Below are 22595 nucleotides of genomic sequence, written 5' to 3'. Positions count from 1 at the left end.
AGTCAGGCGCGCCGCGCCCCGGCGAGTGACCTGGCCCCGTCGGCCGCCGCCCGATCCGCGTGCTCCGCCTGCTGCGTCACCGACAACCGCACCGTCGCGCACCGCTGCGCCGCCGCGAGCACCGCATCCGCGACCTCGACGGTGCGCAGCCCCTCGGCCAGCGTGACGATCCCGGTGCCGCAGTCGCCGCCCGCACCGCTCTTGCCGGCCACACCGCTCTTGCCGGCCACCGCGTCACGGAAGGCCTCGTGCTCCACGAGCAGCGGCTCCCGCTTGGCCGCCGCGAAGCGGATCATGTCGCCCTCGCTGACGCCGCGGAAGGCGGCGATGGCCTCCCACTCGGTGGCGACGGCGCCGTTCGCGTGGAAGGTCAGGTCCGCCGTGAGGGTGTCCGCGACGAAGCAGCCGCGCTCGCCCGTCACCGCGGCGAAGCGCTCCTTGAACGGGCTGAGCCAGTTGACGAGATGGCTGACGAGCGTGCCGTCGGCGAGATCCCCCGTGACCGTCACCATGTCCTCGTGCGGACGGCCGGACTTGGTGAGCGTACGGGCGGACACACTCGCGTACGGCTGTCCGGTCACCCAGGCCGTGAGGTCGATGTCGTGCGTGGCGAGGTCCTTGACCACGCCGACGTCGGCGATGCGGTGCGGGAAGGGGCCCTGGCGGCGCGTGACGACCTGGAACAGTTCGCCGAGTTCGCCCGCCTCCAAGCGGCGGCGCAGGTTCTGCAGCGCCGGGTTGAAGCGCTCGATGTGCCCGACCCCGGCCACGAGTCCGGCCCGCTCGAAGGCCTCGACGAGGCCGCGCGCCGCCGCCGGAGTGTGCGCGAGGGGCTTCTCGATCAGGGCGGGGACCCCGTGCGCGGCGAGCGCGAGCCCGATTTCCTCATGCAGGGCCGTGGGGCAGGCGACGACGGCGTAGTCGAGCCCGAGGGCGAGCAGTCCGGGAAGATCGGCGACGACGGGCGCCCCGCGGGCCGCGCCGTGCGGATCGCCCGCCGGGTCCATGACGCCCGCCAGCTCGACACCGTCCAGGCCGGACAGGACGCGGGCATGGTTGCGGCCCATGGCGCCCAGGCCGACGAGGCCGGCACGCAACGGGCTCACGCGTCCGCCTCCAGGTCCGCCATGACCTCGTTCACGGCCTCGGCGATCCGCCTCAACTCGCCTTCGCCGACCCCTGGATGGACCGGCAGCGAGAGCACCGCCTCGCACGCCCGGTCCGTCTCGGGCAGCGGCGGGCGCGCCGGGTCGTTGTACGGGCGCAGCCGGTGGATCGGCGTCGGGTAGTAGACGGCGCAGCCGATGCCGCGCTCCCGCAGCGCGTCGGCCAGCGCATCCCGGTGCCCGCCCGGGACCCGCACCGTGTACTGGTGGTACACGTGCTGGACACCGTCCCCGGCCTGCGGGGTTCCTACGGATTCCAGGAGCGAGTCGAGGGTCTTGGCGTTCGCCCGGCGCCGCTCGGTCCACTCGGGCAGCTGCCCGAGCTGCACACGCCCGATCGCCGCGGCCACGTCCGTCATCCGCATGTTGGCGCCGACGATCTCGTTGGCGTAGCGCTCCTCCATGCCCTGGTTGCGCAACAGGCGCAGGGTGCGGGCGAGTTCGGAGTCGTCGGTGGCGATCATGCCGCCTTCCAGGGCATGCATGTTCTTCGTCGGATAGAAGCTGAAGGCCGCCGCGCTGCCGAAGCCGCCGACGGGCCGGCCGTGCAGGAGCGCGCCGTGCGCCTGGCAGGCGTCCTCGACGATGGCGAGGTTGTGCCGCCCGGCGAGCTTCATGATCCGGTCCATGTCGGCGGGGTGGCCGTAGAGATGGACCGGCATCACGGCCACGGTGCGCGGGCCGATCACGGCGGCCGCGGCGCTCGGGTCCAGGCAGTACGTGACGGGGTCGATGTCCGCGAAGACGGGTTCGGCGCCGACCAGGCGTACGGCGTTGGCGCTGGCCGCGAAGGAGAACGACGGCACCACGACCTCGTCGCCGCGGCCGATGCCGAGTGCCATCAGGCTCAGCTGGAGCGCGGAGGTCCCGGAGTTCACGGCGACGCAGTGCAGCCCGTCCACGAGCTGCTCGCCGAACTCCTCCTCGAAGGCGGCCACTTCGGGCCCCTGGACGACCCGCCCGCTGCGCAGCACCCGTACGGCGGCTTCGATCTCGGCTTCACCGATCACCGGCCGGGCGGCCGGAACGGCTGGGGCTGACCCGCTCATGGATTGGGCTCCATTCGGCAGCAAGGAGAGCTGGGAAACTGGCGAGCTCTCAACTGCCGCCGAGCACCGGATGTTTTGACCGCTGTCATCCGATCCACCCCAATTGATGATGCATACGATGAAACGACCTGACCGGGCCCCACCGCCCCGGGATCACACCCCGAACACCGCCCGCACCACCCGCTCGGAGGCCCGCCCGTCCTCGTACGGGCAGAAGCGCGCGCGGAACGCCTCGCGCAGTTTCGTCGTCTCCTCGGTGTCCCAGGTGCCGTCCCGCAGCAGCCCGATCAGCTCGTCCTCGGTCTGCGCCACCGCGCCCGGGGTCTCCCCCGCCGCCCCCGACAGAAGGTCGAAGTAGGCGCCGCGGGCGAGCCGGTAGGCCTGCCAGTCGGGGGCATAGGTGATGACGGGGCGGTCCAGGCACGCGTAGTCGAACATCAGCGAGGAGTAGTCCGTGATCAGCGCGTCGGCGGCCAGGCACAGGTCCTCGACCCGGGGATGGCCCGTGACGTCGAGGATCTGCGGATGGGCGGCGAGCTCCGCCGACGAACCGTAGAAGTAGTGGGCGCGGACCAGGACCACGTACGAGGGGCCGAGCGCGCGCACTAGGCGGAGCAGGTCGAGGCGAGGCAGGAAGCCCTTCTGGTAGTCGCGGTGGGTCGGCGCGTAAAGGAGAACCTTGCGGCCGGGCTCGATGCCGAGCGAGGTGCGGATCCGCGCCAGGTCGTGCGCGGTCGACGTGAAGTAGACGTCATTGCGCGGATAGCCCAGCTCCAGGGCCTGGTACGCGGAGGGGTAGACCCGCTCCCAGATCTCCGTGGAGTGCGGGTTGGCGGAGAGGCTGTAGTCCCACTGGTCGGTGTGGTCGAGCACCTTCTGGAAGCTGATGCCGTGCGTGCCCGCCGGGTAGCGGCGCTGGTCGAGGCCCATCTTCTTGAGCGGGGTGCCGTGGTGGGTCTGCAGGTAGACCTGGCCGGGGCGCTTGACGAAGCCGCCGGGGAAGGACGCGTTGTTGATCAGGTACGTGGCCCGGGCCATCGTCTGCCAGTAGCGGCGCGAGCCCTCGATCACATACGGGACGCCGGTGGGCACCTTGTCGCGGTGGCGGCTGCTGACCACCCAGACGCCCTTGATGTGCGGGGCGAGTTCGCGGGCCTTCTCGTAGATCGCCAGGGGGTTGCAGGCCGGGCCGCGGTTCCAGTACGCGCTGTAGACGGCGAGGTGCGGGTCGAGTGCGCGGCGGCGGTCGGCGCGGTAGGCCAGCTTCATCACCCGTGCGCGCAGCCGCTTCTTGTGCCGCGCCATCGCCGAACGGGCCGCCCGCACCCGCCCGTTGGCCGTACGCAGCGTCTCGAACGCGGTGTACGAGCCGGCGGCGAGCGCCCGCTGGGCGTCCCCGGACGGTTCGTGCCCGGCCGAGCGGTAGGTGCGGTGCAGACGGGCCGCGGCGCGGAAGAAGTCGGCGCGGTCGCCGGGCCGGATCCGGCCCGGGTCGGCCAGGACGGCGAGCAAGTGCTCCATGGCGTACGGGAAGAGGCGCGGCCCGTACGGGGAGCCCAGGAGCCGCTCGTACCGGTCGGTGATCGCGAAATGGGCGCGGCCCGGCGTGGTGGAGTGGCTGCCGCCGCGGCGCAGGCGCCAGCGCACACAGATGCGGTCGAGCAAGCGCAGGCGTTCGCCCGCCAGGAGCGTGGCGCGGTGCACGGGGATCACGTCCTCGTACGGGCCGTCGTCGAAGCGCAGCGCGTGGGTCACCCAGAAGGAGCGGCGGATCACGCGGTTCCAGGCCGCGGGAGTCACCGCCAGCGGATCCGCGCCCTCGGCGAGCCGGTCGCCGCCCGGCCGTACCGTCTCCCACCAGTCGACCCGGTCGTGACCGAAGAGCAGCACATCGGCCATCACGTCCAGGGCGTCGTCGATCGCGTCGAGGGCGCCAGGAAGCAGCAGATCGTCGCCGTCGAGGAAGAGCAGGAACTCGCCCTCGGCGTGCTCGGCCCCCGCGTTGCGCGCGGCGCCGGTGCCGCCGTGCCGTTCGAGCCGGACGATCCGGACGCGTGGATCACGTTCCGCATACTCGCCGGCGATGGCGGCCGAGGCATCCGGCGAACAGTCGTCGACGACGATCAGTTCGAGATCGCGAAAGGACTGCTCCAGGACGGATTCCAGGCATTCGCGCAGGTAGCCCTGGACTCGATAGGCGGGTACGACAACAGAGAAGCGGGCCATGCCTCACGAAGGTAGTCATGTCCACGGGCACTGTCGAAGACATCGCAGGCCGTTGCGGAAAGGTTCCACTACGGAATGCGGCGGCTGCGGTGTGCCTAATACGGCAATAGACCTCCGTTCTCTCACTCGATCCAGGGAATGCGCGACACGGAGTTGACGGAAACGGGCAAACAGGGCGAACGGCACCACCGGTCTCGCTCTGCGCAGAAAGGTCCGCCCCGTGCAGCACAGCCCCGCCTCCGCACACCCCCCGCACACCTCCGCCGCATCCCTGCCCCGCCTCACCGTCGTCGTCCCGATCTTCAACGTCGAGGAGTACCTCGACGACTGTCTGCGCTCGATCGCGGCACAGACCCTCAAGAGCCTCGACGTCGTGCTCGTCGACGACGGCTCCACCGACGGCAGCCCGCGAATCGCCCAGGCCTTCGCGGCCCGCGATCCGCGCTTCCGCTATGTGCGGCAGGAGAACGCGGGCCTGAGCGCGGCCCGCAACACGGGAGTGCGCCGGGCGGATCCGCAGGTGGAATTCCTGACCTTCGTGGACAGCGACGACATCGTGCCGCCCGACGCGTACGAGCGGATGGTCGCGAGCCTGGACGCCTCGGGCTCCGACTTCGTCAGCGGCAACGTATGGCGGCTGAACGAGCGCGGCCGGCAGCAGGCCTGGCAGTACAAGTGGCTGACGAAGGACCGCACCCGCACCCACATCACGCGCGACCCCGAGCTGCTCGCGGACCGCGTCGCCTGGAACAAGGTGTTCCGCCGCGCGTTCTGGGAAGCCCACTCGTTCACCTTCCCCGAGGGCCGGCTCTACGAGGACACCCCGGTGATGATCCCGGCGCACTTCCTCGCGGGCGCCGTCGACGTACTCGCCAACCACGTCTACTACTGGCGCGTGCGCGAGGGTTCGATCACCCGGCGGCGCACCGAGGTCAAGGGCGTACGGGACCGGATCCACGCGTGCGACACGGTGAGCCGGTTCCTGGGCGAGCGATTCCCGCAGCACAAGCGGACCTACGACCTGTCCTGCCTGCGCGACGACTTCGTCTACTTCCTGCAAGGGCTGCCGATGGGCGGCCCCGAGTACCGCGCGGCCTTCCTCGAGGACACCGCCGCCTTCCTCGACCGCGCGAACTCCTCCCTGATCCGTGAACTGCCGGTCGACCTGCGGATCAAATGGCAGCTCGTACGCGAAGGACGCACCGCCGAACTCATCGAGCTGCTCTCCTTCGAGCAGCGCAACGGCACCGCGTTCGAGGTGCGCGGGGGCCTGCGCCGACGGGCCGCGTACCCGGGCATCGAGGGTGTGCCGCGGCGGCTCTCCGGCCTCAGGAAGGGCGAACTGCCCGTCGTGGCAAGGGTGAGCGAGGCCCACTGGGACGAGGACGGCAAGCTGCGGATCAGCGGATACGCGTATGTCCGCAACCTCGAAGCCACCCGCCCCGGCCACTCCGTCAAGGCAGGCCTTCTCAAGTCCGCGCACAGCCGCGGCCAGTTCCGGCGCGTGCCGACGCGAACCGTCCCGCGCACCGAGGCGACCGTCAACTCCGGCCAGCAGCTGCACTGTTACGACTACTCCGGCTTCGAGATGAGCATCGACCCCGAGCAGCTGAAGACCGGTGGCCGCTGGCGCCCCGGCAACTGGCTGCTCGGCGTGGTCGTCGCGGGCCACGGCGTCGTGCGCCGCGCGGCGGTGCGCGCCCTGGACGGAGCGTCCGCGCAGTCCGTCGTACGGGAAATCGGCGACGGGCAGCGCCTGGTGCTCGGCTACTCGCAAGGACGTCTGGTGCTGCGCGTCCAGGAGTACGCCGCCCGGGTCGAGGGCCATGAACGCGACGGCGACGACCTGGTGCTGCGCGGCCGGCTGCGCGGGCAGGCGCGGCCCGAGCAGCTGCGCCTCACGCACGGCGAGCACTCCTTCGACTACCCGCTCACCAGGGCCGGTGACGCGTTCACCGTTCGCGTACCGCTGATGGACCTGGAGCAGGTGCCGCCCACCCCGCACCGCGCGCCCAAGGAGGTCGAACCGCAGCACGGCGACCGCTGGAGCGCCAACCTCGTCCTGCCGGACGGCACCCTCAAGTCCCTTGCCGCGACCGCCGATCTGCCGCCGGGCCGCTATGCCACCGGCCGCGCCCGCTACGCCGTCGGCCGCGAACTGTGCGCCACCGCCAACGACAACGGACAGCTGGTCCTCGAACTGACCCGGCAGCCCGTGGCCGACGTGGCGCACTGGTCCGACGAGGGCGTCCTGGTCGTCGAGGGCACCGCGGCGCAGGACAGCTGGGGCCCGGCGGACCTGATCCTGCGGCACAGCACCGACCTCACCGAAGTGACCGTCCCCCTCGAACGCCCCCGCACTCCCGGCGCCGCGCGCGCGGAGGGCGCCCCCACGGCCGGCCGCTTCCGCGCCCGGATCGTGCCGGCCACCGCGCACAGCGGCCTGCCGCTGCCCGAGGGCCGCTGGTACCTGTTCCTGCGCGAGAAGCACGAGGCGACGGGCGACGGCGTGCCGGTGCGCGTCCTCGCCTCGCTCGGGGCCGCGCTGCCGGCCGCGCAGGAGTGCGACGGCCGGGAGTTCAGCATCGGCCGGCGCTTCGGCGACCGGCTGCTCATCGACTCGGGCCCGGCCCTCGCCGCCACCGAACGCGGCGCCTACCGCCAGGCGAAGCTGCGCACCCGTCACTACCCGGTCCAGCGCGCCCTGCCCCTGCGCGACGCGATCCTCTACCTGGACGGCGAGTCACCCCGCGCCGTCCACGAGGAACTCCTGCTCCGCGGCGCCGACTTGGAGCACCTCTGGGTCACCGACGACCAGCAGACCAAGGTCCCGCCGGCCGCCCGCGGCATCGCCCGCGGCAGCCGCGAATGGTACGAGGCGCTGGCCCGCGCCCGGGTGATCGTCGCCTCGGACCACCTGCCCGACTGGTTCGAGCGCCGCGAGGGCCAGCGGGTCGTGCAGACCTGGCACGGCACCCCGCTCAAGCGCATCGGCCTCGACCTCACCGACACCCTCTACGCCGACCACTCCCACCTCGACGCCCTGCCCCGCCTGTCCGCGCAGTGGAGCGTCCTCGTCTCGCCCAGCCGGCACGCCTCCTCCGTACTGCCGCGCGCGCTCGCATACGAGGGCGATGTCCTGGACGCCGGATCGCCGCGCAACGACGTCCTGTTCGCCGAGGACCGCACAAAGATCGCGGACCGGGTGCGCGCCGAACTGGGCCTCTCGCCCGAAGACGACCGCCGGATCGTTCTGTACGCCCCCACGTACCGCGACCATCTCGCCCACGCAGCGGGCCGCTTCCGCTACGAGGCGGCGCTGGACTTCCCGGCCCTGGAGCGCGCACTCGGCGAGGACCACATCCTGCTCGTCCGCCGCCACCCGCTCGCCGCGGGCCGGCTCCCCGGCGCGCACGCCCCCTTCGTACGGGACGTGACCACCTACCCGAACGCGGCCGAACTCCTCCTGATCGCGGACGTGTTGATCACCGACTACTCGTCACTGATGTTCGACTTCGCGCACACCGGCCGCCCGATGCTCTTCCACACCCACGACCTGGAGCACTACCGCGACACGGTGCGCGGCTTCACGCTCGACTTCGAGGCGGCCGCACCGGGCCCGCTGCTCACATCCACCGGCGAGATCGTGGACGCCCTGCGCGATCTGGACGCGATGGCGGCCCGGCACGCGGACGCGTACGCGGCATTCCGCCAGGCGTACGGCGATCTGGACGACGGGCAGGCGGCGGGACGGGTCGCGGACTGGATCCTGGCGTGAAGTCGGCGCGTGTGGGAGGGGAGACGGAGCCACGGGTGGGCGGGGGGACGGAGCCTGGCGACCTGGATAGCCGGACAGACCCCTCCCGCCCGGGGGCCGAGCCCTTCCAAGGCTATCGGCGCCCACTGACAATCGGCCCTCCCCACGGAGCGACCGCCGTCCTCGGCGGGCTGCGGTCTCTGCGCCCGAGTCCGTATCTCGTGTTCGGGACGCTGTTCTGGGTCCTGATGTCGGCCGCCGCGTGGCGCGTGCCGATCTGCTGCGACTTCGGCCAGCACGCGGCGGTGGTCGAACGCCTCAAGGCCGACCTCCTCGACCCCGCGCACCCGATGGCCGCGGCACCCGGCGACGGCAGCGCGTACTACTCCCCGTACGCCGTCCTGCAGGGCCTGTTCGCCAAGGTCACCGGGCTCGCGGGCTGGCAGGTCGTCAAACTCTCCGGACCGGTCAACCTCCTGGTGCTGCTCACCGGCATCGGCCGCTTCGTGAGGACGCTCACCCCCAGCCGCTGGGCGCCGCTGCTCGCGCTCGCCTGCATGGTGCTGCTCTGGGGCACCAAAATGGCCTGGTGGAGCGGGTACTTGGGCCTGATGTCCATGACCGGGCATCTGCCGTTCCCGTCGACCTTCGCGATCGGCCTGATGTTCTGGGCCTGGGCCCTGACGGCCCGGCTCGCGCGCGACGGCGGCCCACTTCTCTCGTACGCGGGGCTCGGCGCCCTGTGCGGGGCGATCCTGCTGATCCATCCGATCTCGTCGGTGGCGGCGATGATCGGCGTGGTCGCGTTCGTGCTCGGCTGGTCCCGGCGGCCGGCTCCCGGGTGGGCCCTGACGGCCGCCGCAGCGGCGGTCGTCGTCCTGGCCTGGCCGTACTACTCGGTCTTCGCCCTGCTCGGCGACGGCAGCGTGGACGGCATCCACCGCCAGCTGTACGACGCGATGCCGCAACGTTTCTGGCTGGCCTTCCTCGGGCTCCCCGCACTCGTCGCGCGCTTTCGGCGCGACCGGCGCGATCCGCTGGTGCTGATGTTCGTGCTCGGCGCCGCGACCATCGCGTACGGCTGGGTCTCGGGGCAGTACACGTACGGGCGGATCATGGGACTCACGCTGGTCCCGCTCCAGTTCGCCCTCGCCGTCGAGCTGACCGGACCGCGGCCCTGGACCTGGGGGCGACGGGTGCTCGCCGCTCTGTGCGCCGCCGCGCTCGCGCTGAGCCTCTTCTCGGTGCAGGCCGGCGCGGTGGTGCCGCGGGCGTGGGATCCGGTGGGCTTCGACCAGCCGCCGCGCTGGCCCTCGTACAGCTGGGCGGCGCAGCGCATCGCGCCGGGCGAGGTCGTCCTGACCACCAGCTACCGCGCCACGCGCTCCCTGCCCGGATACGGTCCGAACCTGGTGGCGCCCGCCTGGCCCGACGCCTCCATGACGGAGCCGGAACGGGCCCGGCGCTCGCGTGCGGTGGCCCGCTATCTGGCTTCCGATGCGACACCTGCCGAACGTGCCGCGATCGTCCGGCAGTTCAAGATCCGCTGGCTGCTGCTCACCCCCGACCAACGCGTACCCCGCGAGGCGCGCGTCGTGGCATGGGGGCCGCGGACGGGTGAGGTGCTGGCGCGGGTGGGGTGAGGTGAGGTGCAGGCGCGGGTGGGGTGAGGTGCCGACGTCGGGCGGGGTGAGTGGATGCTCACGGGGTGGGTGGGTGAGTGCTCACTGAGGTGGGTGAGTGCTCACTGAGCTCAGTGAATGCTCACCCACCTCGGTGAACACTCACTCACCTCGCCCGCGCCGAACGCCCACTCCGGTCAGTGAACACTCGCCGACCCCACACTCAGTGCCCCTGCAACGGCGGCAGCTCAACCTCCCCGGGCGCACCGGCCGAGCCCACCCCGGGCGCACCCGCCGACCCCACCTCCGGCTCGCCCGAGCCCACACCCGGCGCACCCACCGACCCCACCCCCGACTCACCCGAGCCCACACCCGGCGCACCCACCGACCCCACCCCCGACTCACCCGAGCCCGCCCCCGACGCCTCGCCCCGCCCCCGGCTCTTGTCGTACGCCTCGAGTACCGGATCCACCACCGGCACCGGCTTGCCCGCAGGCCAGTCGATCGGACGCTCAGGGGCCCTGCGGACGTACATCCGCAGCACGCCACTGCGCTCGGGGAACTCCCCGCGCAGCACGAACTGTTCGTTGATCACGGACAGCTTCGCGGCCTCCGTGGCCGACGACGGGTTCCAGGCCGCGTCCGTCGCACCGCGCTCCGCGAGCAGCCAGACCCGGTCCACCTTGGCCAGCCTGCGGCGCAGTTCGATCGCGTCGGTCTCCTTGCCGTACGGCGCCCCGGACGCGGACGGCGGCGTCTGCAGCGCCAGGTCCTTCGTGCCGGCGAAACCGGCCGGGTAGGTCAGCGCGTGCCGGCGGACCTCCGCCGGCAGGAACAGGACCGGGTCGCCGGGCACCAGTTCCCGCGCCGCGAGCCGGGCCACCGCGGCCATGTCGTCCGGCCGCCCTTCGGCCGTGGCCTGCGCCCGGTGCTGCGGCAGCTGCCACAGGCAAGCCGCGGCCACCGCCGCCGCCCCGGCCAGCGCGGCGGCCGCGCGGTGCGGCGCCCGGCCCGGCGGCAGCAGCCGGCGGACCACCGCGGCACAGCGTTCGCCGCCCGCCGCCGTGAGCAGCGGCACCCCGGCGAGGGCGAACAGCACGGAGCCGGGCCGTACGGTCTGCGCGGTCGCGAGGAGCAGCGCGGGTGGCACCAGGGCGAGGGGCAGCGCGAGCGTGTTGAGGGAAATCCGGCCGGTGCGCGGCAGCGGTGCGTTGAGCGCGATGCAGCCCAGGAGCAGGACCGCGGTGATCACGAGCGGCGCGGGACCGGCGAAGCTCCGGAACAGCCCTTCGGCGCCGCCCACGCCCGCCTCAGTTGAAACGGCCTCACCCGAACCCGCCCCGCCCGTCCCCCCGTACAGCAGACCGATCAGCGGGAGCAGCGCGGTGAGTGCGGCCGCGCCCGCGACCGTCCAGCCGCGCCACAGGTCCGCGGAGATCCGGCGCCACGAGACGAGCAGCGTGACGGCGTGCGCGGCGAGCAGCAGCGCCGCGAGCGGATGCAGATACGCGGTGCAGCCGACGACCGCGCCGTAGCGGCACCAGTCACGGGGCCGGCCGTGTTCCACCGCGCGCAGGAACAGCCAGGTCGCCGCGGCGGCCCCCGCGCAGACCAGGGCGTACGGGCTCCCGTCGGTGGCGTAGTACCCGGTGGCCGGCGTGACCGCGTAGAGCAGACCGGCCCAGAGCCCGACCCGGGCGCGCACGAGGCGGGCGCCGATCGCGGCCACGAGCCCGGCGGTCAGCGCCACCGCGAGCACCGACGGCAGGCGCAGCATCACCTCGCCCGGGTGCAGCTGCAGCACGAAGTGCATCAGGACGTAGTAGACGCCGTGCACCGCGTCGGCCGAACCGATCAGCTGCGCGAGCTCGGGCAGCGAGCGCTGCGCCGCCTGGAACGTGACGCTCTCCTCCCGCCACATCGACCCCCGGTCGAGCCCCCACCAGCCGACCGCGAGCGCCGCCAGCGAGGAGGTCACCACGGCGGTGACGGCCGGGCGGACGAACAGCAGCCGGGCGAGAGTGCGCAGATGACCGGACGGCACGGCCCCGGTCAGGGCGGCGGCCGGGGCCGCACCCGGGTACGTGTGGTGCGCGGAGGCGGACGGAGTGCCGGTGAAAGCGGAGGCCTGCGAGCGGTACATGGGGTGGAGTTTGTGCGATTAACGCACGATTACCGCGCATTGACGTCACCTTTACTAGGACAATTCATGCTTGCGGCTAGCATTTCGGACCATGGAACGCGTGCCATCTCCCCCGCCACACCCCCTGGAGCCCCAGGTCTGCGTGGTGGTCATCGGCTACAACGACTCCGCCCATGTGGCCGACGCGGTCCGCTCCGCCCTCGCCCAGGGCCCCGCCGTGCGCGAGGTGATCGCGGTCGACGACTGCTCGGTCGACGACAGCCGCGAGGTCCTGCACCGGCTCGCGGCCGAGGAGCCCCGGGTCCGGGTGATCGCCCGCAGCACCAACAGCGGCGGCTGCGGCACCCCGCGCAATGACGGGATCGACGCCTGTACGTCCCCGTATGTGATGTTCCTGGACAGCGACGACGTGCTGCCGCCGGGCGCCGTGGACGCGCTGCTCACGGCCGTGACCGAGCACGACGCGCAGGTCGCGGCCGGTCTGTGTGTGCGTCGTGAGCTGCCGTCGGGCCGCGAGGTGCCCTGGGAGCCCGATCTGTACGACACCCCGGCGATCGTCGAGCACCCCTCGCGGCGGCCGCGCCTGGTGCATGACACCCTCTGCGTCAACAAGCTCTACCGCACGGACTTCCTGCGCGAGCACGGCATCCGCTTCCCCGACGGCCGCTATGTCTACGAGGACTTCGTGTTCAGCGCACGGATGCTCGCGGCCGGGCCGAGGGTCGCGGTGATCTCCAACCACGTCTACGTCTGGCATGTGCGCCGCGCGGCCGCCAAACTGTCGATCTCCCTCGACCGCGCCGGGATCGCCAACTGGCAGGCGCGGATGGACGCGCACCGTGAGGCGGTCGGGATCCTGACCGACGCCGGCGAGAAGGAGCTGGCGAAGGCGGCGCGCGCCAAGTTCCTCGATCGCGGCCTGCGGATGTACACGCGCGAGCTCGACCAGCGCACACCCGAGTACCGCGCCGAGTGGTGGCGGCTCACGCGCGCCTATCTCGCCACCTTCGACGAGGCCGACCTCGAACGCACACCGGCTCCCGGACGGGTGATCGCGCGCGTGATCCTGGCCTCGCCGGTCCCGGTCGATCTGCCGCGCCTGAAGCAGGTAGCGGCCCGCCCCGCCCGTCTCGTACCGCCGTACGCACGGGACACCGACGGCCGGCCCCTGTGGTCCGAGCAGCTCCCCCAGGTCGGCTTGGAGCATCTCCTTGTGCGGCCGATGCGGCTGCTCCCGCTCACCGTCGACGCCGGTCTGCTGCCGCGGGCGCGGGGCTCGGTGCTCACGCTGCGGCTTTACGAGCTGTACGGACGCGTCGCCGCGGCCGGTCCCACCACCGTGGACGTCGACCTGCGGGACCGGGCGGGCGTGGCGCGCGGGATGCGGCGGACGGCGGCCTGGCGCCCGGAGGCCGCTTCGCCCGCACCGGACGGGAGTTGGACCGCCGAGGTGCTGCTCGACCTCGGCGCGCTCGACCCCTCGGCCACCGTGTGGGACCTGCGGCTGCGGGTGCGGTTCGCGGACGGCACGTACCGCGAGACCGCCGCACGCGCGGTGGCCGGACCCGGGGTGCTGCGCCGTACCGCCGTACGCGATCTGCGGCGGGGCGTGCGCCTGGTGCAGCCGTACGCGACGAACGGCGGGAACCTCGCGGTGCGGGTCGCGCCCGGGGTGCGCGGGGTGGCCCAGGTGGTGCGGCGGCGGGTGCGGCGCGTGCTCAGCCGGTGAGGTGCAAGGGCGGGTAGCGCGCCGAAGCCTGCGGCGCGCGGGGGCCCGGAGCGCGGAGGCCGGAAGCGAGAAGGGGCCGGAAGCGAGAAGGGGCCGCGCCCCTTGCGGGCTGCGGCCCCTTCAGCAGGTGCGGGACACGCTACTTGCGCGCCGCCTCCGGGTGCAGGCGCACCCAGCCCGCCCAGGCCGACGTGATCATGTCGCGGACGTCATGACGGGCCTTCCAGCCCAGCTCGGCGGTGATGCGGTCGGCCGAGGCGACCACACGGGCCGGGTCGCCGGCGCGGCGCGGGGCGATCTCGGGCTCGACCTCGTGGCCGGCGACCTCGCCGATCAGGTCGACGAGCTCGCGGACCGAAACGCCTTCGCCGCGGCCGATGTTGACCGTCAGATCGCTGCCGGGCGCCGCGGCGAGCTTGCGGGCGGCGGCCACATGGGCGTCGGCCAGGTCGGCGACGTGGATGTAGTCGCGGACGCAGGTGCCGTCCGGCGTCGGGTAGTCGGCGCCGAAGATCCGCGGGGCCGCGCCCTCGGTGAGCTTCTCGAAGACCATCGGGACCACGTTGAACACGCCGGTGTCGGCGAGTTCGGGGCTCGCCGCGCCCGCCACGTTGAAGTACCGCAGGGACGCGGTCGCGATGCCGTGGGCGCGGCCGGCCGCGCGGACCAGCCACTCGCCCGCCAGCTTGGTCTCGCCGTACGGGCTCATCGGCAGGCAGGGGGTGTCCTCGGTGACGAGGTCCACGTCGGGCATGCCGTACACCGCGGCCGACGAGGAGAAGACGAAGGAGCGCACACCGGCGGCGGCGACGGCCGCGAGCAGGACGCGCAGGCCCTCGATGTTCTCGTGGTAGTAGTGCAGCGGCAGTTCGACGGACTCGCCGACCTGCTTCTTGGCCGCGAGGTGGACGACGCCCGTGATGCCGTGCTCGGCGATCGCCCGGTCGAGCTTCTCCCGGTCGAGCACGGTGCCCTCGACGAACGGCACACCCTCGGGCACGCGCTCGGCGATCCCCGACGACAGGTCGTCGAAGACCACGGCCTGCTCGCCGGCCGCGAGCAGGGAACGCACGACGTGCGCCCCGATGTAACCGGCGCCGCCGGTGATCAGCCAGGTCATGCTCACCCTGCTTCCGTAGCGTTTTGTTCCAGTTTGTTCGACGCTTGGCGCGCGCCCGGGGTTCCGGACTCGACGCTTTGCGTGTGCCCGGGGTTCCGAACGCCCGCGCTCGGCGCGCGCCCGGTGTTCCGGACGCGCGCCCTCAGGTCCCGGACCCCGGTCCCTGCATCACGCCCGGCCCCTGCATCGCCCGCAGCCCCGCCGCGGTGGCCGCGGTCAGCCGGTCCAGATAGCCCTTCGGCAGTGGCACGCGCGTGACCACCGAGCGCCAGTAGAGGGGCCCCGAGATCAGATCGAGCGCGAGCTCCTCGTCCACGGACTCGCTCAGCTCGCCACGGGCGACCGCGGCCTGGACGATACCGCTGGCCACCGAGTGCTGGCCCTCGCGCAGCGCCTTCTCCAGGGCCTCGCGGATCTCCGGATTGCGGGCCGCCTCGGCCTGCAGGTCCGGGATGATCTGGCCGGCCACGGGGTGGCGCAGGGCGCGCGAGGTGACCTCGTAGAGCAGGCGCAGATCGCCTTCGAGCGAGCCGGTGTCGGGGGCGGGCAGACCCTGGACGGCGACCGCCGAGACCAGGTCGAGCACCAGGTGCAGCTTGGAGCGCCAGCGGCGGTAGACGGCGGTCTTGCCGACGCCCGCGCGGCGCGCGACGCCCTCGATCGACATCCGGCCGTACCCGACGGCGGCCAGCTCCGCGAAGACCGCCGCACGAATGGCTTCGGTCACATCCTCGCGCAGCACCGCGGCCCCGGCCGGAGCCCGGCGACGGGCCGGCTTGGCCGCTGCGGCACCGGCCGAGGCGGGGTCCGGGTCGGCGGTGGAGTTCGAGAACTGCTCGGCGGTCATGCGGCACAGCATACGTCCGATACGACGAAACGGTTGCGTTCCGACGTCGATTCGTCCTACGCTCCACGCAGCGACGATACGGGTCCGTCCCGACGTAAAAGCGAGGTAAGTCAGTGAGTCAAGTGCTCGAGGCGCCGCCGGAACGCACGGCCACGCCCCCGACGCCGTCCGCGCCCTCCGCGCAGGAGCTCGCCGCGCGTTACGGGCTCTCCGTGAGCAACGCCCGCCCCTCACTGGGCAGTTATGCGAGCCAGCTGTGGCAGCGCCGGCACTTCATCACGGCGTTCGCCACGGCCAAGCTGACGACGCAGTACAGCCAGGCGAAGCTCGGCCAGCTCTGGCAGGTGATGACCCCGCTGCTCAACGCGGCCGTGTACTACCTCATCTTCGGCGTCCTGATGGGCGTCAAGCGCGGGGTGCCGGACTACATCCCGTTCCTGGTCACGGGCGTCTTCGTGTTCACCTTCACGCAGTCGTCGATCATGGCGGGCACCCGGGCCGTGGCCGGCAATCTGGGCCTCGTACGGGCGCTGCACTTCCCGCGGGCCGCGCTGCCGATCTCGTTCTGCCTCCAGCAGCTGCAGCAGCTGCTCTTCTCGATGGTCGCCCTCGTCGTGATCGTCCTGGGCTTCGGACTGCCGGTCACGCCGAGGTGGCTCCTGGTGTTCCCGGCCCTGGTGCTGCAGTCCGTGTTCAACGCGGGCCTCGCGATGATCGTGGCCCGGCTGTGCGCCAAGACCCCCGACATCGGTCAGCTGATGCCGTTCGTGCTGCGCACGTGGATGTACGTGTCCGGCGTGATGTTCTCGCTGCAGCAGGTCACCAAGGGCAAGCACGTACCGCACGCGGTGCACTTCGCGCTGGAGCACAATCCGGCGACCCTCTTCATCGACCTGATGCGGTACGCCCTGATCGACAGCTTCCACGCGAACCAGCTCCCGCACCACGTATGGGCCTGGGCCCTCGGCTGGGCCCTGTTCGTGGGCATCGGCGGGTTCGTCTACTTCTGGAAGGCAGAGGAGACCTACGGCCGTGGCTGACACCTTGCTCAATCCCCAGGTCAAACGCTCCGACGTCCCCGCACAGCGGACCGGCGAGCGCACACCGACCGTCATCGCCGACGGAGTCGACATCGTCTACCGGGTCGTCGGCTCGGGCACCGGGCGCGGCAGCGCCACCTCCGCACTGAGCCGGATCATCGGCCGCGGCAAGCGCCCCGGCGTGCGCGAGGTGCACGCCGTCAAGGGCGTCACCTTCACCGCGTACCGCGGCGAGGCCATCGGCCTGATCGGCACCAACGGCTCCGGCAAGTCCACCCTGCTGCGCGCCGTCGCCGGCCTGCTGCCCTGCGAGAACGGCCGGATCTACACCGACGGCCAGCCCTCCCTGATGGGTGTGAACGCCGCCCTGATGGACGATCTGACCGGCGAGCGCAATGTGACCCTCGGCTGCCTGGCCATGGGGATGTCCCGTGAGCAGGTACGGGAGCGCTATGACGAGATCGTCGACTTCTCGGGGGTCAACGACAAGGGCGACTTCATCTCGCTGCCGATGCGCACGTACTCCTCCGGCATGAAGGCACGGCTGCGGTTCTCGATCGGCGCGGCCAAGGACCATGACGTCCTCCTGATCGACGAGGCGCTCGCGACCGGCGACGCCCGCTTCCAGAAGCGCTCGGAGGCCCGCATCCGCGAGCTGCGCGCCAAGGCGGGCACGGTCTTCCTGGTCAGCCACAGCAACAAGTCCATCCGCGACACCTGCGACCGGGTCCTGTGGCTGGAGAAGGGCGAGCTGCGCATGGACGGGCCCACCGAGCAGGTCCTCCAGGAGTACGAGCGCTTCACGAGCAGGTGACCCTGCCCGCGATCCAGGGCCGCGACGTCCACCACCTTTGAGCCGTGACCGCCGTCACCCACGACTCGTAGAACCCAAATAGGACAATTAGCCTCTTCTTGTCGGGGGCAGCCCTCGCCCCCAGCAAGGAACGCACCCGATGGGACTCACCAGCAAGACGCTGCTGCTGCTCACGGTCCTCGTGGCGATCGCGCTCTTCGCGCTCACCATGTGGCTGTGGCCGCGCCTGGCCAGGCGCAGCGTCCGCGCGCTGCTCGGCCGCTTCGCGCTGCTCGTCTGCACGCAGCTCGCGGTGCTTTCCGTGGTCCTGCTCTATGTGAACGACAAGTTCGAGTTCTACGCCTCCTGGGACGACCTCTTCGGCGACGACCAGGGCCAGGGCGTGGTCCAGGAGGTGGGGCCGGGCGGCAAGCTCGTGTCCCTCCAGTCGGACCAGGCCCTCGCCGGCGGCGGCCGCCTGGAGTCCGTGAAGATCACCGGACCGACCACGAGGATCGCCGCGGACGCCAAGGTGTATCTGCCTCCGCAGTACTTCCAGAAGGGCAACAAGGACAAGAAGTTCCCGGCCATCCTCGCGATCACCGGCTACCCGGGCACGGTCGACGGGATGATCAACCAGCTGGGCTTCGTGGACACCGCTCGCGACAAGGCCCGTACGGGCAAGATGCCGCCCGCGGTGATGATCTTCATCCGGTCGGCGGTGACCCCGCCGCGGGACACGGAGTGCGTGGACGTGCCCGGCGGCCCCAAGGTCCTGACGTACTTCGCGAAGGACCTGCCGAAGGCGATCACCCAGCACTACCGGGTCGGCACCGGAACCAAGCAGTGGGGCGTCACCGGCTACTCGACCGGCGGCTACTGCGCCCTGAAGCTGCCCATGACCTTCCCCGAGAGCTTCACCGCGGGCGCCGCGCTCTCCCCGTACTTCGCGGCGAAGACCGACGACACCACCGGCGATCTCTTCCACGGCGACAAGAAGCTGGAGCAGGAGAACGACCTGATGTGGCGGATGGAGAAGCTGCCGCAGCCGCCCGTCTCCCTGCTCGTGACCAGCAGCGCCAAGGGCGAGTACGACTACCAGCACACCCTGGCCTTCCTCTCGAAGCTCAAGGAGGGACCCATGCGGATGGCGCGGATCATCCTCGACGAGGGCGGCCACAACTTCAACACCTGGAAGCGCGAGGTGCCGGCCGCACTGGTCTGGCTCGGCGACAAGCTCGACAAGCCCGCAAAGGCGTGAGGACCGAACGGTGAAGCTGAGCGTGATCGTGACCGGGCCCGATGTGCAGGGCCATCTGCGCGAGTGCCTGGACAGTGCGGCGGCCCAGTGCGGCGCCGATGCCGAGCTGATCGTCGTGCCCGCCGACGAAGACGCCCGGTCCCAGTGCGACGGTGTCGCCGCGAGGGTGCTCCCGGTGGAGCCCTCCGTACCGGCGGCCCGGCAGGCGGGCGCGGCGGCGGCAGGCGGTGAGTGGCTGCTGTTCCTGGACAGCAAGGACACGCTGCTCCCGGACGCGGTCCGCACCCTCGTCGAGCACGCCGACAGCCCCGCGGACGTACTGCTCTTCGACCATGTACGGGCCTACTGGTGGGACCCGGCACGCCCCAGCACCGACACCAGGATCCTGGCCGCGGCCGGCCCCGAGGCACGCAAACCGGCCACCGTGCCCACGCTGCTCGACATCACCCCGATGCTCGGCAACCGCGCGCTGCGCGCCGCGTTCTTCCGCGACCATCTCGACAAGGGCCTGTTCGACGAGCCGTCCCCGGCCGGTGAACTCACCACCGCCTACGCCACGTTGCTACTCGCCGACCGCGTCGCCTGCCTCGACGCGGCGCTGCTCGCCGAGCGCCGGCTGCGCCGCGCGAGCCTGCCGCAGCTCACCCCCGAGGAGCACTGCGAGATCTTCGAGGAGTACGAGGAGATCTGGGCGCTCGCCGAGAACGCCCCGGCGTCCGTACGCGGGGTGCTCTACGACCGGATGACGGCCGAGTATCTGCGCATCATCGCCCGCCCCGGCCTGCTGCCCGAAGAGCTGGCCCCCGAGTTCTTCCGCCGCGCCTCCGAGCACGCCGTCCGCTTCCGGCCCGCGGGGCACACCGCCCCCGACGGTCTCGCCGGAGTGCGCCAGAACCTCCTGGTCAAGGGCCAGTTCACCGCGTACCGGACGCTGCAGAAGGCCAATCGCCGCCAGCGCGATCTGACCGCGACGCTGCAGACGAGGAAGCGCAAGCTCGGCGCGAGCGTGCGCCGCCGCCGCTACGAGAAGGCGCGCAGCCTGCCGGTCGACCGGGAGCTCGCGCTGTTCTCCGCCTACTGGGACCGCGGCGTGGCCTGCAACCCGGGCGCGATCGCCGCGAAGCTCGCCGAACTCGCCCCGGAGATCCACCCGGTGTGGGTGGTGGGTGCGGACAACGTGCCGCTGCTTCCGGCGGGCACCGACCACGTGGTGCCGGGCAGCAAGCGCTACCTCGACGTCCTGGGCCGCGCCGGCTTCCTGGTGAACAACGTCAACTTCCCCAACCTGCTGGTCAAGCGCCCCGAGCAGCGCTACGTCCAGACCCATCACGGCACCCCGCTCAAGCGGATGGGCCTGGACCAGATGGACTTCCCGGCGTCCTCCAAGGGCGTCAACTTCCGTGCCCTGCTCGCCCGGGTGGACGCCTGGGACTACAGCCTCTCGGCCAACAGCCACTCCACCCGGATGTGGGCGCACGCCTACCCCTCGCACTACACCCCGCTCGACTACGGCTATCCGCGCAATGACGTCTTCTACCGCGCGACCGCCGCCGACGTACGGGCCGTCCGCGCGAAGCTCGGCATCGCCCCCGGCAAGCGGGCCCTGCTGTACGCGCCCACGCACCGCGACTACGAGGCCGGCTGGACCCCGCGCCTCGACCTCGCCGCGCTCGCCGAGTCCCTCGGCGAGGACACCGTGCTCCTGGTGCGCGGTCACTACTTCTACGGCGGTTCCGCCTCGCCGCTGGCCCGGCTGCGCGGCACCGGCCGGGTCATCGACGTCTCCGCATACGACCCCGTCGAGGACGTCTGCCTCGCGGCGGACGCGCTGATCGCGGACTACTCCTCGATCCAGTTCGACTACGCCAACCTCGACCGGCCGATCGTGATCTACGCCGACGACTGGGAGATGTACGCCCAGACCCGCGGGGTCTATTTCGACCTGCTCGCCGAACCGCCGGGCCAAGTGGCCCGCACCCAGGACGAGTTGACCGAGATCCTGCGCGGCGACGCCTGGCGTGACAGTGGCGCCGCGAAGCTGCGGGCCGCGTTCCGGCAGCGCTTCTGCGAGTTCGACGACGGCGCGGCCGCCGAGCGCGTGGTGCGCCGGGTCTTCCTCGGCGAACGGCCCGAGGCCCTGCCGAAGATCATCCCCGTCGAGGACCGTACGCCCGCACCGACCCCGGAAGAAGCAGCCTGATGAGTGCCAAGCCCGACGTGACCGTCACGGTGATCGTCTACAACGACGCCGAGCGGCTGCCGCGCGCGGTGGCCTCGCTGCGCGAGCAGACCCACGGCAACATCGAGATCATCATCAGCGACGACTGCTCCACCGACCACACCCCCGAGGTGGCACGGCAGTTGGAGGCCGATGACCTGCGCGTGCGCTATCTGCGCCTGCCGGTCAACAGCGGCGGCTGCAGCGCACCGCGCAACCGGGCCATGGAGATCGCGCGCGCCCCGTATCTGATGTTCCTGGACAGCGACGACGAACTGCCGCCGCGCGCCGTGGAGTTGCTGCTCGCCGCGCATCGCGAGCGCGAGATCGACTTCGCGATGGGTCAGGTGGAGCGGGTCCGCGTGGACACCGGCAGGCGCAGCCTGTGGATGCCGGACCTGGTCGCGGAGCGCCGTACGGTCGAGGGCATCGACGCCGAACCGCGGCTGCTCTTCGAGCACCTGTCGACCTCGAAGATGTACGCCAAGGACTTCCTCGACCGGCACCAGCTGCGCTTCCCCGAGGGCATCCACTACGAGGACCAGCTGTTCTCGGCACAGGCGTACTGCCTGGCGAAGGCGTTCACGATCGTGCCCGAGCCGGTCTACCGCTGGTACATCGAGCCGTTCGCGGCCGCGGGCGCCGCCTCGATCTCCAACCAGCGGCACAAGATCAGCAACGTACGGGACCGTATCCACGTCCAGACGCTCATCGACGAGTTCCTGGAGTCCAGCGGGCACGGCGGGTTGCGCGAGGACAAGGACTACAAGTTCCTCAAGCACGACTTCCGGATGTACGCGGGTGATCTGCCGTTCCGCGACGAGGACTGGATCCGTTCGTTCGCCGGCGCGGTGGTGCCCTATCTGGAGTCCGTCTCCCCCGCCGCGCTCGCCCGCCTGCCGCGCGCCGAGCGCGTGGTGATCCAGCTCCTGCGCGACGGCCGGTACACCGATGTCCGGATCGCCGCGCGCGGCATGGGGCACTCGGTGGCGCCGCGCGAGACGGTCACCGACGAGAGCGGCCGGGTGTACTGGGGGAACCGCATCCCGGTCACCGAGCAGACCAAGGGCGAACTCGACCTCGGTGACGAGGAGTTGTCGACCCGCCCGTTCACCACGGCGCACTTCCGCCACGAGATCACCTCGGTCACGGCCGGCGCCCCCGGGACGCTCGACCTCGTGATCCGCACGTACGACCCGGGCCGCCAGCTCGCCGTCGGCCCGCATGTGGCCGCCGTGCACATCGCCCCGGGCGGCCACCGCCACACGCAGCGCTTCCGCCTGGACGTGGTGGGCCCCGGAGTCTACGAGGGTTCCGTACGCCTGAATCTGTCGGCGGCCGAGCTCCCCGTACAAGGCTTCACAGGCGTACGCCACCCGATCCTGGAGCTGGAGCAGGACCGGCAGCGCAACACGGGCCTGCTGCTCGCACCCCTGGACTTCACCCCGCTGACCACGGTGGTGCGGCCCCGCTTCGGGGTCGCGCACCGCGTCACCGTGGAGCCCGAGGGGCGTAACTCCGGCCGCCTCCAGGTGCGTTGGGAGACGACGGGCCCGGTGGCGAAGGCGCTGCGCCCGGTGAAGCGGCGGGCCGGCGCGCTGCGCAAGATGGCGCTGCGCTGATC

Annotated in this window: 14 protein-coding genes; 8 read left to right on the top strand and 6 right to left on the bottom strand. The window is 71.8% G+C overall.

The features are described from left to right. Window positions 1–2: 2 nt before the first annotated feature. From H9Y04_RS37120 to H9Y04_RS37110, 3 genes are all read right to left on the bottom strand, one after another. Window positions 3–1067 (bottom strand): Gfo/Idh/MocA family protein, encoded by a 1065-nt coding sequence (locus tag H9Y04_RS37120; RefSeq protein WP_214662021.1) that lies wholly within the window; start codon window positions 1065–1067, stop codon window positions 3–5. A 35-nt stretch (window positions 1068–1102) separates the two neighbouring features. Next, window positions 1103–2215 (bottom strand): DegT/DnrJ/EryC1/StrS family aminotransferase, encoded by a 1113-nt coding sequence (locus tag H9Y04_RS37115; RefSeq protein WP_187818602.1) that lies wholly within the window; start codon window positions 2213–2215, stop codon window positions 1103–1105. A gap of 153 nt (window positions 2216–2368) precedes the next feature. Next, window positions 2369–4441 carry a bifunctional glycosyltransferase/CDP-glycerol:glycerophosphate glycerophosphotransferase gene (locus H9Y04_RS37110; protein WP_187818601.1) on the bottom strand — a complete coding sequence of 691 codons (2073 nt, stop codon included), beginning with the start codon at window positions 4439–4441 and terminating at the stop codon, window positions 2369–2371. A 220-nt stretch (window positions 4442–4661) separates the two neighbouring features. Here H9Y04_RS37110 and H9Y04_RS37105 point away from each other — a divergent pair, with 220 nt between their 5' ends. Both H9Y04_RS37105 and H9Y04_RS37100 read left to right on the top strand, forming a co-directional pair. After that, on the top strand, window positions 4662–8219 hold the full coding sequence (locus H9Y04_RS37105; RefSeq protein WP_308801639.1) for a bifunctional glycosyltransferase/CDP-glycerol:glycerophosphate glycerophosphotransferase: 3558 nt from the start codon (window positions 4662–4664) through the stop codon (window positions 8217–8219). A 200-nt stretch (window positions 8220–8419) separates the two neighbouring features. Beyond that, the gene (locus tag H9Y04_RS37100) at window positions 8420–9841 is read left to right on the top strand and encodes a hypothetical protein (RefSeq protein ID WP_308801638.1); all 1422 of its coding nucleotides are present in this window, start codon (window positions 8420–8422) and stop codon (window positions 9839–9841) included. Window positions 9842–10043: 202 nt separating this feature from the next. On the opposite strand, the gene H9Y04_RS37095 is transcribed toward H9Y04_RS37100, so the two are convergent. Then, entirely contained in the window at window positions 10044–11963 is a 1920-nt protein-coding gene (locus H9Y04_RS37095; protein ID WP_187818600.1) for a glycosyltransferase family 39 protein, read from the bottom strand. A gap of 91 nt (window positions 11964–12054) precedes the next feature. Between H9Y04_RS37095 and H9Y04_RS37090 the strand changes: the two genes are divergently transcribed. Continuing rightward, window positions 12055–13692, top strand: a complete 1638-nt coding sequence (locus tag H9Y04_RS37090) for a glycosyltransferase family 2 protein (protein WP_187818599.1) — start codon at window positions 12055–12057, stop codon at window positions 13690–13692. Between the two features lie 139 nt (window positions 13693–13831). On the opposite strand, the gene galE is transcribed toward H9Y04_RS37090, so the two are convergent. Both galE and H9Y04_RS37080 read right to left on the bottom strand, forming a co-directional pair. Then, entirely contained in the window at window positions 13832–14812 is a 981-nt protein-coding gene (gene galE, locus H9Y04_RS37085; protein WP_187818598.1) for a UDP-glucose 4-epimerase GalE, read from the bottom strand. A 142-nt stretch (window positions 14813–14954) separates the two neighbouring features. After that, window positions 14955–15671, bottom strand: coding sequence for a TetR/AcrR family transcriptional regulator (locus tag H9Y04_RS37080; RefSeq protein ID WP_187818597.1), 717 nt, complete (start codon window positions 15669–15671; stop codon window positions 14955–14957). Window positions 15672–15772: 101 nt separating this feature from the next. Between H9Y04_RS37080 and H9Y04_RS37075 the strand changes: the two genes are divergently transcribed. The 5 genes from H9Y04_RS37075 to H9Y04_RS37055 all read left to right on the top strand — a co-directional run bounded on the left by H9Y04_RS37075 (window position 15773) and on the right by H9Y04_RS37055 (window position 22593). Next, window positions 15773–16699, top strand: a complete 927-nt coding sequence (locus H9Y04_RS37075) for an ABC transporter permease (protein ID WP_187818596.1) — start codon at window positions 15773–15775, stop codon at window positions 16697–16699. After that, on the top strand, window positions 16692–17513 hold the full coding sequence (locus H9Y04_RS37070) for an ABC transporter ATP-binding protein (RefSeq protein WP_438818201.1): 822 nt from the start codon (window positions 16692–16694) through the stop codon (window positions 17511–17513). The genes H9Y04_RS37075 and H9Y04_RS37070 overlap by 8 nt, the downstream gene beginning before the upstream one ends. Window positions 17514–17652: 139 nt before the next feature. Next, window positions 17653–18753, top strand: coding sequence for an alpha/beta hydrolase (locus H9Y04_RS37065; protein WP_187818595.1), 1101 nt, complete (start codon window positions 17653–17655; stop codon window positions 18751–18753). A 10-nt stretch (window positions 18754–18763) separates the two neighbouring features. Beyond that, complete coding sequence (locus H9Y04_RS37060; protein WP_308801634.1) at window positions 18764–20953, top strand: bifunctional glycosyltransferase/CDP-glycerol:glycerophosphate glycerophosphotransferase; 2190 nt, start codon at window positions 18764–18766, stop codon at window positions 20951–20953. Beyond that, the gene (locus H9Y04_RS37055) at window positions 20953–22593 is read left to right on the top strand and encodes a glycosyltransferase family 2 protein (protein ID WP_187818594.1); all 1641 of its coding nucleotides are present in this window, start codon (window positions 20953–20955) and stop codon (window positions 22591–22593) included. Before H9Y04_RS37060 ends, H9Y04_RS37055 begins: the two co-directional genes overlap by 1 nt. Window positions 22594–22595: the final 2 nt, after the last annotated feature.

The organism is Streptomyces polyasparticus (assembly GCF_014493765.1).
In the GTDB taxonomy this organism is placed as follows: domain Bacteria; phylum Actinomycetota; class Actinomycetes; order Streptomycetales; family Streptomycetaceae; genus Streptomyces; species Streptomyces polyasparticus.
The sequence above is the reverse complement of the archived record's forward strand: the minus strand, read 5'-3'. Positions and strand labels throughout refer to the sequence as shown.

Coding starts and splice junctions, on each gene's coding strand:
- H9Y04_RS37110 (WP_187818601.1), bottom strand. CDS start 4,441: ATGGCCCGCTTCTCTGTTGTCGTACCCGCCTATCGAGTCCAGGGCTAC.
- H9Y04_RS37055 (WP_187818594.1), top strand. CDS start 20,953: ATGAGTGCCAAGCCCGACGTGACCGTCACGGTGATCGTCTACAACGAC.
- H9Y04_RS37090 (WP_187818599.1), top strand. CDS start 12,055: ATGGAACGCGTGCCATCTCCCCCGCCACACCCCCTGGAGCCCCAGGTC.
- H9Y04_RS37065 (WP_187818595.1), top strand. CDS start 17,653: ATGGGACTCACCAGCAAGACGCTGCTGCTGCTCACGGTCCTCGTGGCG.
- H9Y04_RS37095 (WP_187818600.1), bottom strand. CDS start 11,963: ATGTACCGCTCGCAGGCCTCCGCTTTCACCGGCACTCCGTCCGCCTCC.
- galE (WP_187818598.1), bottom strand. CDS start 14,812: ATGACCTGGCTGATCACCGGCGGCGCCGGTTACATCGGGGCGCACGTC.
- H9Y04_RS37080 (WP_187818597.1), bottom strand. CDS start 15,671: ATGCTGTGCCGCATGACCGCCGAGCAGTTCTCGAACTCCACCGCCGAC.
- H9Y04_RS37120 (WP_214662021.1), bottom strand. CDS start 1,067: ATGGGCCGCAACCATGCCCGCGTCCTGTCCGGCCTGGACGGTGTCGAG.
- H9Y04_RS37115 (WP_187818602.1), bottom strand. CDS start 2,215: ATGAGCGGGTCAGCCCCAGCCGTTCCGGCCGCCCGGCCGGTGATCGGT.